The following is a 14,981-nucleotide window of genomic DNA, read 5'->3' as shown; positions in this document are numbered from 1 at the left end:
TCATGACTCTAATGAGATAGTTACAAGTGAATTACAAGTTGTCATTTGACATCTTGTCATAATACTACTACATATAGCTATTTCATATGAGTCATAAAATATAGTGGCCTTAGTCAACGCTATAACCCAAGCCCTGCAATACTTTCAGATTTTACCGATTTTACAACTGATTTATAATTGCTATGTGTAAGTTCGGGCGAGCAGCTTGTAAGCACCATGGAAACTAGGAATCCTTAATCAGGGGGGGACACAACCGTTGCTCATTTAACTCCTTATCCCCCCATCTCCCCACACCTGGGATCACCTCCCACACTTCCCTCTCTTACCCCTACTCCCTACTCCGTTCGCGTAGCGTGGCCTACGGCCTCAGTCCCTACTCCCTCTCCTAACTTGTTAACCTAGAAGACAGAGCTGATCGGAGGTTAAGGGATGCCGTCAATCTTTCCCGGTATGGATCCGTATTTAGCTGTCCGGTAAAAGAAGCCCCACACCTCAATGCGCAGCATGAGTGTGGTTAGAAGTTACCGCATTCAGAGGGTCGCCTTTATAGTAGACATCTCCAAAAATTAACCTCAAACCCTTGCACTGCCTGGGTCAAAACCGAGTTTCTGGAGATGTCTAGTTGGCAGTCTGTGAGTTAAGGGTTAAATCTTTTTGTAGTAAGGCGACCCTCTGATCAGGTTTCATTTCCGGGATGAAGGCGCTTCAGCGGCTTGACGCTGCTGGCGAAATATAATTCAACATCCAAAACACTGATTCTGCCGTTGATTAGGTTACAAAACTATAAAATGTTTTTCGATCATTAAACGGAATATCAAGGCTTTCAGCGTGTTAAGAAATGTTTCGCCAACAGCATCGATTGAACGACTGGGAAAAGGCATAAATATAGTATCGTAAGTTTCCTCGGCTTCTCCTGCACATAAATCCTGCACCTTAACCTGATCTTGACTTGGCATCAGTGGATGATTTTTAATTTCCCCGATGTTGGGATGAAGATCGGAAAATAATACCTTTTGACTCTGTTTCAAAATACAGCAAAAGCCAATTAATCCCGCACCGCATCCAAGATCTAGCACCCGCTTTCCTTGGACATCAAGAATACCACTCAAAATACCACTCATAAACCCTTGAGCAGCAATTCCACCCTAGGGATTAAACACCCCTTTGGGAACGACAACATCAAAAACGGGTTCATTTTGGTACAGGATCGTAATTTCTCGGTCTTTTGAGGAAAGTTCCTGATGGAAATTCAGATAATCTTTGCGATTATACTGTAAACTTTCCCCGTCTTTGAGAATAATAACAACGTCTTATTGCTTAATCATTTTGAAAATCTTTAGCTCAATGAAATGGAATAAATGATCACTTTTGGTGAGGTTGTGGCTGCGATCGCTTAAAGCCCCTAGCTAAGTTCTGTTAATCACCTTACACCATCTTCCGGGTCAAAATTTCTTCTAGTTCGCTTTCATAGAAAAATTTCGATTCACCAAAAGCAGGCTTCAAATCTCCTAACCAGGTTGCCTCAGCATCAAAACTGGCAAAGAAAGGTCGATTGCACCACTGAGGGTTACGAGCTTGTAAAAAAGACAAAACAAACACTTTCTCCCCTTGAATTTCACTAATACCTTCAATTTTGACTTTTCCTGGTAAGGCAGACATTACCGGACCACGAGCAGTTCGCCCTAATCCCGATACTTGTTGTATAGCTTGACGATAAATTTCCCAAACCTTAACTAAAGGAATTTCAAAATAGTCTTTAGCTCCTGTTTGTCGTTCGACAAACATATAGTAGGGAATACAGCCTAAGCGTACCTGCATTTGCCACATTTTACCCCAGGTATGGGCTCTATCATTGATGTGGCGAACAACAGGAGCTTGGGTCCGAATTTCCCCTCCCGTTGTTCGAATACGTTGGATTGCTTTTTGAGCGATTTGTGTATCTAGTTCTCGCCAGTGTTCGTAGTGAGCCATGATGGCTAGATGCTTACCCTGTTGCACTACTTTTTCAAATAAGCGCAACAAATCATCAGCATCTTCATCAGTGACATATCGGTAGGGCCAATAAGAAAGTGATTTGGTTCCAATGCGAATAGTTTGAATGTGGTCAAATTCCCCTTCTAATAAAGGTTCGATATATAAAGCCAGCTGTCGTGCTTTCATGGTCATCGGATCACCACCAGTAAGCAATACATCAGTGACTTCCTTGTGTTCTCGTAGATAATCTTGAAAATGACCCGATTCGCGAGTCGCAAATTTAAGATCATCTAATCCGACAAATTGTGGCCAACGGAAACAGAATGTACAGTAGGCATGGCAGTGTTGACCTGCTGTGGGAAAAATCAAAACTGTTTGTTGATATTTGTGTTGTACTCCCTGTAAAGGTTCACCTTCAAATAAAGGCACGTTGTATTGCTTTTGTCCTGCGGGATGGGGATTAAGTCGAAGACGAATTTCATTGGCAGTTTGTCGCAGGATTTTTTCTGGAGCATTGTCTTTTAGGAGTTGAACCATGGTATTCAAATCCCTTGACGATAACATGTCTGGCTGGGGAAACGTTAAGCGAAAAATTGGATCATCTGGTATATTTTTCCAATCAATAAGTTCTTCAACAATGTAGTTATTTGCTCGAAAAGGTAGCACTTTAGCAACAGCTTGCATTGCTAAGCGGGTTTCAGATGATATACAGGCTAACTGGGACAGTGATTTCAGATCGTTTACTGAGTAGAATTTGATTTTTTGAGATTTAGTTTTCATCGCTTTCATCACCGAATAGGAATGGAGATTATTTTTTTATTCACCTCAGACCGGTCAGTATAAAGAGGTTAAACTCCATACATGTCCCAATCATTTTTACTTTTGTAGTGCGGTAATTATTTACCATTATACCTTACCTGATACGTAAGCAGTCCCTGAGGGGGTATTGAAAAAAACTAGGTTTTCAGTAGCCCATGACTTTTATTGGCAAAGAGCCACCTCAACAACTTGATCCCGAAAAGCTCAACCAGTTGTCATCAGTCAAACTGGTGCTGATCATCTTGATATCGTAACAACATAAACTCATTTCTAAACTGAAAGTAGAGATCGAACGGCTCAAATTGAGCAGAGATAGTCATAGTCAGTAAGGCAGTGCCAGTGGAAAGCTAGCAGATAGCTATCCTAGTAGACAGACCAAGAGGAATACTAGAATATTATTGTTACCACTGTCAATGTCGGGTTGCTGAATCCTATCCCTTAATCGGATCTGTTGCCAGAAAATTCAGCAGAATTTAAAGTAGGTAAAAACCATAGCTATAGCGGCTTTTATCCTAATGAGGTACACATATTTTTTACCTCTTCCATCTTCTGAATTCAGTGCTCCGAAGCTCTGTTGGCGTTTGCGCAGCGTGGGCTTGGCCCAAAGCGTGGCCTACGGCTTTAGTCCCTGCTCCCTAAAACCCAAAAACTTGGATCTTACTAGCTTAAAAAGCGAACAACCTGCTAACCTGCTAACTTGCTATCCTGCTAACCTGCTATCCTAGAAGACAGAGCTGATCGGAGGTTAAGGGATGCCGTCAATCTTTCCGGGTATGGATCCGTATTTAGAACATCCGGATTTATCGCCAGAAGTACATCACTGGTTGATTAGTCTAATTGCTGAGTGTTTAATTCCTCAGGTACGTCCGAAGTATAAAGTAGCTATTGAAAAGCGCATTTATCCGGTTAATACAAGTAACGAAGATAATGTCTTATTAGTTGGAATTCCTGATGTTACTCTTAAACGTCAACCAAATGCTCCCGATGCTCCCAGCTCTAAGGTTGCTGTTGCCCCACCAAGCACGAAACCAGTAACAGTAATCGTTCCTATGCCTGAACAAATCAAACAAGGGTATTTGGAAGTAAGAGATATGACTACCGGTGCTGTGGTAACCGCTATCGAAGTTTTATCTCCAGTTAATAAGCGCTCTGGTGACCCTAGAGAAACTTACCTGAAAAAACGCCAACGGGTGTTAGGAAGCTTGACCAATTTAGTGGAGATAGATTTGCTCAGAGGGTGGAAACCAATGCCACTCTTAGATAATACTCTTGAAAGCGATTATCGGGTTTTGGTGAGTCGAGAAGAGCGTCGCCCACGAGCCGAGTTATATACTTGTAATCTGCCAGAGCAGCTACCAACTTTTTCCCTACCGTTACGTCCAGAAGATTATGAACCGATAGTAGATTTACAAGGTATAATTAATAGTGTTTATGAGCGAGGTGGTTATGATTATCAACTCGATTATGACCAAGAGCCGGTACCAGTTTTTTCGGATAAAAAGCGCATATGGGCTAAGGAATTGTTGAGAACTGGTATATAGCAATTCTACGACTTGTGAGGTACAAATTTCTGGTTTTTAGGGAGCAGGGACTGAGGCCGTTGGCCACGCTACGCGAACGGAGCAGGGAGCAGAGAATAGGAAAGTCGGAAGTGGGAAGTCAGAAGAGGGAAGAGGCAAAAAGTATGTGTACCTCATAGCTAGGAAAAACGCTATAAATCCGGTTTAATAAGATTATATTAAAAACAATCAAAGTCTTTGCCTAGACTTGATTTGATGATTTAGGTAAGTAACCTATAATAACCGAATTTGGTATCATATATATGAGGTACACATTATTTTTGCCCTCTTGCCTCTTGCCTCTTGCCTTCCCCTCCTGGGAGGGGTTAGGGGTGGGTTCCTCTTGCCTCTTGCCTCTTGCCTCTTGCCTTCCCCTCCTGGGAGGGGTTAGGGGTGGGTTCCTCTTGCCTCTTGCCTCTTGCCTCTTGCCTCTTGCCTGCTCCCTGCTCCCTGCTCCCTGCCCTATAACTCATCTAACTCAGCATAATCCGGCAACCTAGTATCAATTGGCTTACCCTGACGCAAGATAATTCGGTCATGTTGGGGACGGGACAAAAGTTCACTGAAATGGCGTCCTTTAAACAAAATCAAATCTGCCGGGAGTCCCACCCCAATCCTACCCATCTCGGGTAAACCCATTAAATCAGCGGCTGTCTTGGTTACGGCACAGGGCCAATCGCCGATGGGCATATCTAAATGGGCAATCCGTACCGCTTGGGTAAAGACTTCTAATACATCATGATCGCCAAATCCATAAAAGGGGTCTCGACAGTTATCACTAGCCAAGGTTACCGGAATACCCTGTTGTTTAATTTCATGGAGCCTGGTGACTCCCCGCCAAGAGGGTGTACAGTTAGCCTGTCGATCCTGTAGATAAAGATTGCACATGGGTAAGCTAACAATAGCAATTCCTGCGGCTTTGACCAACTTGAGAGTTTCCGCAACCTCCTCGAAGGGTTGCACTGCTAAACTGCAACAGTGACCACAAATAATTTTTCCGGTAAACTGATGACGAATCGCAGCTTTGGCAATCTGTCGTAAACAATGGGAATCAGGATTACCGTTTTCATCAGCATGGAAATCTAGGTTGAGGTTTCTCTCCTTAGCTAAAGAGAAAACAGTATCGAGTTGAGCATCCAGGTCTTGGTTGCTATAGGCTACCCCCCCAAGTATGCCTCCGATTTCAGCAATTGTGTCGGCTAAGGTAATGCCAGCGGGAGTTTGATAGTAATCTAGTGTAACTAGAGACACCGCTTGTAGGGTAATTCTGTCAAGCCATTCTTTCTGGAGGGTTTGGAAAACGCCTAGGCTAATCGCACTTTGTTCTCCAACCCAGTCAATGTGGGTGCGGATAGCTTTCGTGCCATGAGCATAGCTACATTTGAGTCCAAATTCCATGCGCCGATATAAATCTGACCCTTGCCAATAGGTTTCGGCATCAGCATCTCCGGTGAGACAGGCACTATTAAAAGTACCATCAGGATTGGGAGACCGTTCCCAGATATGACCTTTATCCAGATGGGTGTGTATATCAAGAAAACACGGCCATACTTGTCCTTGCTTGAGATCTATACTCGGGATGTGACTAGGTATGTTACTGGTATCTGTGCTAGCTTCAACACTAGTGTTTGCGTTCTCGTAGCGGCTCTTTTCGAGCTTAGCCTTTTGCTGCCCCTTGGGAACAATCGCCTTTGGCACTATCCCAGCAATGGCTCCCTGATTAATTTCAATATCAACTAAGCACAAACCCTGCTCGTTGCGATCGCAAACGTTGCTGTTTTCCAGTAGGCAAAATGGTACGTAGGCATTTGTGAGCCAGTATCGTTCGGCTGTGGGAATCATTCGGGAGTCGGGAGTCGGGAGCAGGGAGTCGGGAGTCGGGAGTCGGGAGTCGGGAGTCGGGAGTCGGGAGTGGCCTATGGGAAAATTGAATGTACCTTATAAGTATCTCAAACGCGCAGTCGATCATCAAACCCAATCCTGATTTCTCCTCACACCAAGAAATCCTCTGCTGTTCCTAATCTTGCTTTATCCAAAGTTCCCGATTCCCGATTCCCGATTCCCGATTCCCTATCTCCATCTCCCTATCTCCCCATCTCCCTATCTCCCCATCTCCCTATCTCCCTATCTCCCCATCTCCCCACACTTAGAGCTTCTAAGCAGGCTTCAGTAGCTTCGGGATTTAAAGGCTTAGAAAACCAATACCCCTGTCCATATTGACAACGCCAATCACAAAGCTGTCCCAATTGCTTTTCGGTTTCCACTCCCTCTGCCACTACATGTATGCCGAAGTCGTTTGCCAACTTTACCATCCACCGCAAAATTTTCTCATGTTTGTGATTATCACTCATACCTTTGACAAAAGAGCGGTCAATTTTTAATATATCTATGGGAAAATTTTGCAAGTAACTGAAGCCAGAATAGCCAGTCCCAAAATCATCAATGCACAACTGAATCTGTCGCTGTTTGAGTTTCTCCAACAGAACTACTGCAGTGGTTTCCAGTAGTATACTTTCTGTAATCTCCAGTTTCAAACTCTTGGCATCAAGACCAGAATCCCACAAAATTGTGTCGATTTTCCCGATTAGATCCGGTTGGGATAATTGTAAGCTAGAGATGTTAACGCTGATTGTTAAATCCCGATAGTGGGTAAACTGTTGTTGCCACTGGCACATTTGTTGGCAAGCCTCCCGTAGTACCCACCAACCCAGTGGCACAATCAGCTTTGTTTCTTCGGCCACTGGAATGAACTCTGCTGGCAACAGCAGTCCCCGTTCTGGATGCTCCCAGCGCACCAGTGCCTCAAAGCCAGCCAGCTTATGGGTTTCAAGAGACACAATTGGCTGGTAATAAAGCCGCAATTCTTGGCGCTTAATACCCAAGCGTAAACTATCTTCTAACTGCAACCGCTGTAAACTCTGGGTGCGCATGGCAGGGGTAAACAGCTGATAGCCAGTGTTACTCTCCATTTTGGCTCGATAAAGAGCTAGACTGGCGTTGTCAAGAAGAGCAGAGGCTTGGTAATCATCCCTGTCATTGCTAGCAATTCCAATATTGGCACTCAAAAAGATGTCATGGTCATCAATCGAAAAAGGCGTCCGCAGGCTAGCGCAAATCTGTTCTGCTACCAAGGTAGCTTCACTGACATCGTTAATGTCTTCGAGCAAGACCGCTAATTCATCTTCGGACCACCGCGCCACTGTATAGTTAACGGTATAGTTAACGGTATAGTTAACGGTATAGTTAACGGTATAGTTAACGGTATAGTAAATGGTATAGTTAACGGTAGAATTCAGGGCATAAGTCAAGCGAGAATCAAAAGCCTTTAGCAATTTTGCTCCCACTGGCCGTCCCATACTAAACTGAATGACTTTGAAACGTTCCAAACCCACCAATAAGACGGCGAATCGATAACCCTTATACCACTTTGACCTCTGGATTACTTGCCTCAACCGTCTCCTAAAACTATCTCGGTTGAGCCAGGGAATCAGGAGGTCATTAAAGGTACAATCCTGAAACCTTTCTACAGGTTGCTGATCTTGCTGATCATTGTTACTTCTAGCGAACACCTATTTTCTCTATCACCCTGAATTAGCTCAATTGAGTTACTCATTGATAATTGAGCCAAAAAGGAAACCGGAAAGGCAAAAGCTGTGGTATAGTTAACCTTTTACCCTATTCTTTAAGCTCAATTCTGTTAATGGTTGTTAACGATGAACATCCTTCCTGATGGTTTTACTCAGCAAATCAATAACCATGTTTGGCATCATCCTAAGTTGCGGTTATACCGTTTAAATCAGAGGTGGGACTGTTGAATGTTGAGTGAATGTGGACGATAAACAAGCAACGGTCAACTGTCGAAAACCGAACTTCAATACAACGCTAGCCACCGTGGAGCACTACCATGGACAGTGATGGAACCTCTTAGTTAACCATTAGTTAACCAGGGAAAACAAAATAGAGCATGGAGTAGGGGTAAATCCCATGCCCTATTCTTGGATGCCCACAATTACGAGGTAGTTTTAACTGTTACCGATACTTTTTAGCTACCAAAGTCTACCAAGATAGACCAAGGCCCGCCAATGCAAGATGCTTTCACATCCAGGGGGTATCTCCCAAAGCTCTCAGGAATATCCCGCGAGCGCCATAAAAATGTCAAAAAAGCTGGTTCCACCGTAGGTCGAGAGCGCAACTATTAAACCCTTGGTTTTCGGCTTTAATTTAAGTTACATAATAATCCCTGTCGGTGTTACCCTAATTTAAGTCTAACAAATAATAAGAGTTTTTGGTAGACTCTGCGACATTTTCTCTAGCTGTTTACTAACCCTTTAACCCGTATAGGTAGTTTTTAGATGGCTTAATTGCGTAAGCCTGCTTGACTAGGGAAGCTGATCCCCCTTGAAGTAGGTAGCCAGCGATCGGCTATTGATCGCTGGCTTGGCGTTAACCCTAAAGGACGATTTGCGATCCCTGTATTTAAGGTAAATCGGCAATGTGGCTTTGTCTGTGAGAAAAAGTAATAAATAATTCTAATTGATTACATAATAAAAAGTAATGAGTGTTGAAGAAGCATTGGCGATGGTAGATACGGTCATCAAACCCGAACGCTTAAACGCTGTTCAAGAACTGGTGCTCCGCCAATGTTGGTCAGGACAAACTTATCAAGAGATTGCTGAGGGGTCTGGTTACGACGCCGATTACATTCGGGTGGTTGGCTCCCGGTTGTGGCATATCCTCTCAGAGGTGTTTGGAGAGAAGATCACAAAAAATAACATTCGTTCTGTTCTTAGGGACCGATTACGAGAGGTCGAGCTTGAGCAGTTGCCAGAGGTCGAGCTGGAATTACCTACAGAGATGGAATTACCTAGAGGTGTGGTGCCTCTGAATTCCTCTTTTTATATCGAGCGTCCCCCCAATGACTCTCTATGTTACGAAACAGTGTTGCAGCCAGGGGCATTAATCCGAATTAAAGCCCCTAGACAGATGGGTAAAACCTCCCTGATGGTGAGGGTTCTCGATCACGCTAGAGCATCTGGCTTCCGCACAGTTGCTCTGAGCTTGCAGCAAGCTGATGCCAATGTCTTTACGGATTTAGAACGATTTTTACAATGGTTCTGTGCTACAGTCACTCGTAGCCTAGAATTACCAAATCGACTGACTGATTATTGGGATGATATCTTTGGCAGCAGTGGAAATACCACAGATTACTTCGAGAATTATCTACTAAAAGAAATAGATACACCGATGGTATTGGCATTAGATGAGGTCAACCTGTTGTTTAATTACCCTGCCATTGCCACGGATTTTTTGGGTTTGTTGCGAGCTTGGTATGAGAAAGCCAAATACGGTGTAACCGGTAGCACAATTTGGCAAAAATTGCGCTTAATTATTATACATTCTACGGACGTTTATATTACCTTACATATCCACCAATCCCCCTTTAATGTGGGATTATCTATTGAATTGCCAGAGTTTACTAACGCCCAAGTGCAAGAATTAGCCCGTCGCCACGGAATCGATTGGGGGAGTGATGATTCTAGCTTCAATCACGTATCATTAATTATGGCTAAAGTAGGAGGAAATCCTTGTCTTTTAAGGGTAGCGTTATATCATCTTAGGCGCGGTGACGTTACCTTTGAGGAGTTATTGAATTCAGCAGCAAGCGAATCGGGAATTTATCATGATGACCTTCGACGACAATGGTGGAATCTACAACACTATCCACAACTGGTTCCAGCCTATCGAAACGTAGTGATGTCATCCCAGCCAGTGGAATTAGAGCAAAAGCTAGCCTTTAAGTTGCAAAGTTTAGGATTAGTACAGCTCCACAAACAGGGAGCTGTGCCTAGTTGTGATTTGTATCGTCAGTACTTTAGTACTTACCTGGGGTAAAACCCATGGATGCCTGGAAATTATGAAAAACCACAACTATCAAGTTGGCGGGAGTTTACCCCCTGATACCCTCTGCTATGTGCACCGTCGAGCAGATCAGGATTTGTATCAGGCTCTGGTAGCGGGGGAATTTTGCTATGTCCTTACCTCCAGGCAAATGGGTAAGTCTTCTTTGAGGGTGCAAACTACTCAGCGATTACAAGCAATAGGCATCCACTGTGGAATCGTTGATTTGACAGAAATTGGTACCCAAGATTTGACAGCAGACCAGTGGTATGCAAGTATCTTGCGCTGTCTGGTGAGCAGCTTCAACCTCCAGGTCAATTTACGGGCTTGGTGGCGCTCACGGTCTTATCTATCCCCAGTGAAGCGTCTTAGTGATTTTATTGAGGAGGTTCTACTGGCAGAGGTTGAGGGAAATTTGGTGATCTTTATTGATGAAATCGATAGCATTCTGGGTTTATCGTTCCCGATTGAAGATTTTTTTGCCCTAATCCGAGCCTGTTACAACAAGCGCACAGAAAACCAAGCCTACCAACGCCTCAGTTTTGTTTTGTTAGGGGTAGCCACTCCCACGGATTTGATCGTAGATAAGCAACGGACTCCCTTTAATATCGGACGGGGGATTGAGTTATGTGGATTTACTCTCGAAGAAGCCAAACCCCTAGGGTTAGGTTTTAACGGAAGGGTTAGCAATCCCAAAGCCTTACTTAGGGAAATCCTGGCGTTTACGGGAGGACAGCCTTTACTGACTCAAAAGCTATGTCAGCTGATTCTAGAGGATATAGAGCATTGTACTAGACTTCTTTCAGAAGAGGGAACTTCGGTACCCTCAACAGGGAACAGTGGAGAAGAATTCACCCAAACAGTATCAAACACAGTATCAAAAAACTACTGTGGCAAGAGGTGTACTGTGAATCCCACATCGATTGAGTACCTTGTGGGTAGGCGAATTATCGACAACTGGGAAGTCCAAGATGAACCAGAGCATCTGAAGACCATACGCGATCGCATTCTCAGCAATGAGCAACGGGTTGGGCGGTTATTAGGACTTTATCAGCAAATTCTGCAACTCGGAGCAGTAGCAGCAGATGACAGTTGGGAACAAATGGAATTGCTACTGTCGGGATTAGTGGTCAAGAGTGAGGGCAAGGTTAAGGTCCGCAACCCCATTTATGCTGCTGTTTTCAACTGTGATTGGGTCAGCAAGCAACTATCAAATCTTCGTCCCTATAACACAAGTCTTAGAGCTTGGTTCAATGGTGATTGTCAGGATGAATCGAGACTATTGCGAGGTCAAGCATTACTCGATGCCCTAGCTTGGGCAGATGCCCGTAGCTTGAGTGACCAAGATTATCAGTTCTTATCCGCTAGCCAAGCTTTGGATAAACGGGAGGCTCAACGGGCTGAAGCCGCACGAACTAAAGCAGTGGAAATACAATTGACCAAAGAGAAAGAAATTTCCCGACTGCAAAAGCTGCTGCTCGCTACAGTGAGCACAGGATTTCTAGTGTCGGCTAGTTTAGGGCTGATCGCTTTCCAGGAGTACGAAAAAGCTGTCATTAACGAAATTAATGCGATCGCAAAATCCTCTCAAGCGTTCTATGCCTCCAATCGTAAGTTGGATGCCTTGATCTACGCCATCAAGGCTTGGAAAAAACTGCAACAGTTAGCTGGGGCAAAGGCAGATACCCTCAAGACTCAAGTTGCGAAAATGCTCTGGCGAATCATTTATGAGATTAAGGAATACAATCGCTTCTCAGGACATCGGGCTGCAGTTTACGACCTGGTTTTTAGCCCGGATGGTAAGATGATTGCCTCGGCTAGTGGTGACAAGACCGTCAAACTCTGGCAGCGGGACGGCACTCTGCTAAACACCCTAGAAGGCCATGGCTCCCAAGTTAAGGGAGTGGCGTTTAGCCCGGATGGTGAGATGATTGCGTCGGCTAGTGCCGACAACACTGTCAAACTTTGGCAGCGGGACGGCACTCTGCTAAATACCTTCACTAACAATAGTGCTGGGTTTGAAGCAGTAGCCTTCAGTCCGGATGGTAAGCTAATCGCCTCCGCTAGTGAAGACAACACTGTCAAACTGTGGACCCTAGAGGGCAAGTTACACAAACTCCTGACAGGGCATAGTGCAGGAGTTGAAGGAGTAGCCTTTAGCCCCGATGGTGAGATGATAGCTTCTGCCTCTGAAGACAATACTGTCAAACTCTGGACTAAAGGCGGTAGATTGCTTAGAACCTTGACAGGCCATGGGGGTGGAGTTGAAGCAGTAGCCTTTAGCCCCGATAGTAAGATAATTGCCTCCGCCTCTGAAGACAATACTGTCAAGCTCTGGACTAAAGACGGTAGGTTGCTTAAAACCTTAGAAGGACATCGGGACGAAGTTTATGGAGTGGCTTTTAGTCCCGATGGTACGCTAATTGCCTCCGCTAGTGAGGATAATACCATTAAACTCTGGACAAAAGAGGGCAGATTGCTCACTATCCTAGAAGGTCATCGGGATGAGGTCGAGGGAGTAGCATTCAGTCCTGATGGTAAGATAATTGCTTCGGCTAGTGAGGACAGTACGATTAAGCTTTGGAAACAAAACAGTACTTTGTACACAACCCTTACTGGTCATGGCAATGGGGTGAGGGCAGTGGCATTCAGCCCTGATGGTAAGCTGATTGCTTCAGGAAGTAGCGACAAAACTGTCAAACTCTGGCAACCAGACAGCACCCTGAAACTCACCTGTACTAAACATAGCGCTATAGTTAACGACGTAGCATTCAGTCCTGATGGTGAGATGATTGCTTCTGCAAGTAGTGACAAGAGTGTAAAACTTTGGGATCAAGATGGCACCTTTCTAGCTACCCTAAATAATCATTCCGCTGGGGTTGAGGGAGTAGCATTCAGTCCCGATGGTAAGATCATTGCTTCAGCCTCTGAAGATAAAACCATTAAACTGTGGCAACGGGATGGTACCTTGCTAACTACCCTAGAAGGTCATACCAATGAGGTCGAGGGAGTAGCGTTCAGTCCCAATGGTAAGATAATTGCTTCAGCCTCTGAAGATGAAACCATTAAACTGTGGCAGCTGGATAGTACCTGTACCGGGCAAGCAAAAGCAACTCAAAACAGCAATTTACTACCGGAATGCTGGAGCAATAGTTTCTATACTCTCACAGGCCATGAGGATGAGGTGAAAACAGTAGCAATTAGCCCTGATGGTAAGTTCATTGCTTCCGGTAGTGAGGATAAGACAGTCAAAGTTTGGGAACGGGACACTCAAGACTGGAATCTGACCAAACCAAAACTGCGACATACCCTGACAGGACACAGTGACCGGATTACGGGAGTGACCTTTAGACCCAATAGCACAATGATCGCGTCTGCCAGTGCTGACAAGACGGTGAAACTTTGGGATCACAATGGTAACTTGCTGACTACCCTCACCGCACATCAGGATCAGGTAGAGGGAATCGCTTTCAGCCAAGATGGGAAAATCCTAGCCTCCGCTAGTGCTGATAGTAACGTGATTTTGTGGAATCTCGATCAAGTCCCCGATGATCTTGATCAAGTCCTAACTTATAGTTGTGATTGGCTCCAGGATTATTTGAGCACAAATGCTGAGCTAGAAAAACGCGATCGCACTCTTTGTGATCAGATTAAGGAATTGAAAAGGGAGTAGGGAGTAGGGAGTAGGGAGTAGGGAGTAGGGAGTAGGTAATAGGCAAAAGGCAAAAGGCAAGAGGCAAGAGGCAAGAGGCAAGAGGCAAGAGGTGAAAAATATTGTGTACCTCATAGCTATGAGAAACGCTATAATTATAACTTATCTAAATAATTAAACTTATATCATTTCAGGATAATTATCCTGTCTTGATGCAGTCGCTCATGGGGGAAACCCCCAAGACCGCGCTGCATCGCTTAATAAAAATTTCCCCATCTCCCCATCTCCCCATCTACCTATCTCCCTATCTTAATAATGAACAAAATTCCCATCCTCCAATCTGGTAAATCTTATACCTTTAGAAGTTATTTTGAGATGGTCGTTGAGCCAGAAGACATTCTGGCTGAATTTGGCTATACCTTGAAGCGAAGCTCTTTGAATTTAGAACAGTCTACGACAAAAATAGACCGACTTTCTAGTCTCAAATCCAGAATTGAAGAAAGCTTACCCTATGTTAGTTTAACTAGTGAAGCAGCTCGACGGGAATTACTAATCGCTCCGATCTTGCTTGATTTAGTCCACTATACTCAAGCTCAGCTAAGAATCGAATATCCCCTCACTGTTACAGAATACTTAAAAGGTTATCTAGACTATTATCTTTATACCGATACTAAACTGTTGGTAATAGAAGCAAAAAATGCTAATATCCAAAGAGGCTTTACCCAACTTGCGGTAGAACTAATTGCCCTCGATCTATGGAGTGATGCTGAGCAATTGATTTTACAGGGTGCTGTTTCGACAGGGGATATCTGGCAGTTTGGGCTTTTGCACCGAGAGCATAAACAAGTTACCCAAGACCTGAATCTGTACAGAGTTCCAGCTGATTTAGAAGAATTGTTCCGAATTTTGGTAGCTGTTCTTGGTGATAGAGATGGGGGCAGGGAATAGGGCATAGGGAGTAGGGAGTAGGGAGTAGGGAGTAGGGAGTAGGGAGTAGGGAGTAGGGAGTAGGGAGTAGGGAGTAGGGAGTAGGGAGTAGGGAGTAGGGAGTAGGGAGTAGGGAGTAGGGAGTAGGGAGT

The 14,981-nt window shown here is 44.4% G+C and carries 14 protein-coding genes; 7 read left to right on the top strand and 7 right to left on the bottom strand.

All coding sequences use genetic code 11. From position 1 onward, the window contains the following. Positions 1-773 precede the first annotated feature (773 nt). Positions 774-1,121, bottom strand: a complete 348-nt coding sequence (locus tag F6J99_RS29815; protein WP_293118308.1) for a methyltransferase — start codon at positions 1,119-1,121, stop codon at positions 774-776. Positions 1,122-1,425: 304 nt separating this feature from the next. Then, a complete protein-coding gene (locus F6J99_RS29810) occupies positions 1,426-2,754 on the bottom strand; it encodes a lysine 2,3-aminomutase (protein ID WP_293118306.1) in 1,329 nt (442 codons plus the stop codon). 554 nt (positions 2,755-3,308) lie between these two features. Here F6J99_RS29810 and F6J99_RS29805 point away from each other — a divergent pair. The 3 genes from F6J99_RS29805 (at position 3,309) to F6J99_RS29795 (ending at position 4,852) form a co-directional block, all read left to right on the top strand. Beyond that, positions 3,309-3,518, top strand: coding sequence for a hypothetical protein (locus F6J99_RS29805; RefSeq protein WP_293080545.1), 210 nt, complete (start codon positions 3,309-3,311; stop codon positions 3,516-3,518). A 27-nt stretch (positions 3,519-3,545) separates the two neighbouring features. After that, positions 3,546-4,334, top strand: a complete 789-nt coding sequence (locus tag F6J99_RS29800; RefSeq protein WP_293118304.1) for a DUF4058 family protein — start codon at positions 3,546-3,548, stop codon at positions 4,332-4,334. Between the two features lie 281 nt (positions 4,335-4,615). Continuing rightward, on the top strand, positions 4,616-4,852 hold the full coding sequence (locus tag F6J99_RS29795) for a hypothetical protein (protein ID WP_293118302.1): 237 nt from the start codon (positions 4,616-4,618) through the stop codon (positions 4,850-4,852). On the opposite strand, the gene F6J99_RS29790 is transcribed toward F6J99_RS29795, so the two are convergent. The 3 genes from F6J99_RS29790 to F6J99_RS29780 form a co-directional block, all read right to left on the bottom strand. Then, entirely contained in the window at positions 4,815-6,194 is a 1,380-nt protein-coding gene (locus F6J99_RS29790) for a cytosine deaminase (RefSeq protein WP_293118300.1), read from the bottom strand. The genes F6J99_RS29795 and F6J99_RS29790 overlap by 38 nt on opposite strands. Continuing rightward, positions 6,085-6,321 carry a hypothetical protein gene (locus tag F6J99_RS29785; RefSeq protein ID WP_293118298.1) on the bottom strand — a complete coding sequence of 79 codons (237 nt, stop codon included), beginning with the start codon at positions 6,319-6,321 and terminating at the stop codon, positions 6,085-6,087. The genes F6J99_RS29790 and F6J99_RS29785 overlap by 110 nt, the downstream gene beginning before the upstream one ends. Positions 6,322-6,436: 115 nt before the next feature. Continuing rightward, positions 6,437-7,921 (bottom strand): bifunctional diguanylate cyclase/phosphodiesterase, encoded by a 1,485-nt coding sequence (locus F6J99_RS29780; protein WP_293118296.1) that lies wholly within the window; start codon positions 7,919-7,921, stop codon positions 6,437-6,439. Between the two features lie 985 nt (positions 7,922-8,906). On the opposite strand from F6J99_RS29780, the gene F6J99_RS29775 reads away from it, so the two are divergent. Both F6J99_RS29775 and F6J99_RS29770 read left to right on the top strand, forming a co-directional pair. After that, complete coding sequence (locus tag F6J99_RS29775; RefSeq protein ID WP_293118294.1) at positions 8,907-10,244, top strand: AAA-like domain-containing protein; 1,338 nt, start codon at positions 8,907-8,909, stop codon at positions 10,242-10,244. 22 nt (positions 10,245-10,266) lie between these two features. Next, positions 10,267-13,923, top strand: a complete 3,657-nt coding sequence (locus tag F6J99_RS29770) for an AAA-like domain-containing protein (RefSeq protein WP_293118292.1) — start codon at positions 10,267-10,269, stop codon at positions 13,921-13,923. Here F6J99_RS29770 and F6J99_RS29765 read toward each other — a convergent pair. Continuing rightward, on the bottom strand, positions 13,867-14,037 hold the full coding sequence (locus tag F6J99_RS29765) for a hypothetical protein (RefSeq protein WP_293118290.1): 171 nt from the start codon (positions 14,035-14,037) through the stop codon (positions 13,867-13,869). The two genes, F6J99_RS29770 and F6J99_RS29765, sit on opposite strands and share 57 nt — an antisense overlap. A gap of 89 nt (positions 14,038-14,126) precedes the next feature. On the opposite strand from F6J99_RS29765, the gene F6J99_RS29760 reads away from it, so the two are divergent. Both F6J99_RS29760 and F6J99_RS29755 read left to right on the top strand, forming a co-directional pair. After that, positions 14,127-14,249 carry a hypothetical protein gene (locus F6J99_RS29760; protein ID WP_293118288.1) on the top strand — a complete coding sequence of 41 codons (123 nt, stop codon included), beginning with the start codon at positions 14,127-14,129 and terminating at the stop codon, positions 14,247-14,249. Next, positions 14,218-14,850, top strand: a complete 633-nt coding sequence (locus tag F6J99_RS29755; RefSeq protein ID WP_293118286.1) for a hypothetical protein — start codon at positions 14,218-14,220, stop codon at positions 14,848-14,850. The genes F6J99_RS29760 and F6J99_RS29755 overlap by 32 nt, the downstream gene beginning before the upstream one ends. Here F6J99_RS29755 and F6J99_RS29750 read toward each other — a convergent pair. After that, positions 14,788-14,981: hypothetical protein (locus tag F6J99_RS29750; protein ID WP_293118284.1), on the bottom strand; the 194-nt coding region annotated here is incomplete at its 5' end. The genes F6J99_RS29755 and F6J99_RS29750 overlap by 63 nt on opposite strands.

The sequence above is a fragment of the Moorena sp. SIO4G3 genome, assembly GCF_010692305.1.
GTDB lineage: Bacteria > Cyanobacteriota > Cyanobacteriia > Cyanobacteriales > Coleofasciculaceae > Moorena > Moorena producens_A.
The sequence above is the reverse complement of the archived record's forward strand: the minus strand, read 5'-3'. Positions and strand labels throughout refer to the sequence as shown.

What these genes read in the sequence shown, in the direction of transcription:
- F6J99_RS29815 (WP_293118308.1), bottom strand. Translation starts at nt 1,121, where the DNA reads ATGAGTGGTATTTTGAGTGGTATTCTTGATGTCCAAGGAAAGCGGGTG.
- F6J99_RS29810 (WP_293118306.1), bottom strand. Translation starts at nt 2,754, where the DNA reads ATGAAAACTAAATCTCAAAAAATCAAATTCTACTCAGTAAACGATCTG.
- F6J99_RS29805 (WP_293080545.1), top strand. Translation starts at nt 3,309, where the DNA reads ATGAGGTACACATATTTTTTACCTCTTCCATCTTCTGAATTCAGTGCT.
- F6J99_RS29800 (WP_293118304.1), top strand. Translation starts at nt 3,546, where the DNA reads ATGCCGTCAATCTTTCCGGGTATGGATCCGTATTTAGAACATCCGGAT.
- F6J99_RS29795 (WP_293118302.1), top strand. Translation starts at nt 4,616, where the DNA reads ATGAGGTACACATTATTTTTGCCCTCTTGCCTCTTGCCTCTTGCCTTC.
- F6J99_RS29790 (WP_293118300.1), bottom strand. Translation starts at nt 6,194, where the DNA reads ATGATTCCCACAGCCGAACGATACTGGCTCACAAATGCCTACGTACCA.
- F6J99_RS29785 (WP_293118298.1), bottom strand. Translation starts at nt 6,321, where the DNA reads ATGATCGACTGCGCGTTTGAGATACTTATAAGGTACATTCAATTTTCC.
- F6J99_RS29775 (WP_293118294.1), top strand. Translation starts at nt 8,907, where the DNA reads ATGAGTGTTGAAGAAGCATTGGCGATGGTAGATACGGTCATCAAACCC.
- F6J99_RS29770 (WP_293118292.1), top strand. Translation starts at nt 10,267, where the DNA reads ATGAAAAACCACAACTATCAAGTTGGCGGGAGTTTACCCCCTGATACC.
- F6J99_RS29765 (WP_293118290.1), bottom strand. Translation starts at nt 14,037, where the DNA reads ATGAGGTACACAATATTTTTCACCTCTTGCCTCTTGCCTCTTGCCTCT.
- F6J99_RS29760 (WP_293118288.1), top strand. Translation starts at nt 14,127, where the DNA reads ATGGGGGAAACCCCCAAGACCGCGCTGCATCGCTTAATAAAAATTTCC.
- F6J99_RS29755 (WP_293118286.1), top strand. Translation starts at nt 14,218, where the DNA reads ATGAACAAAATTCCCATCCTCCAATCTGGTAAATCTTATACCTTTAGA.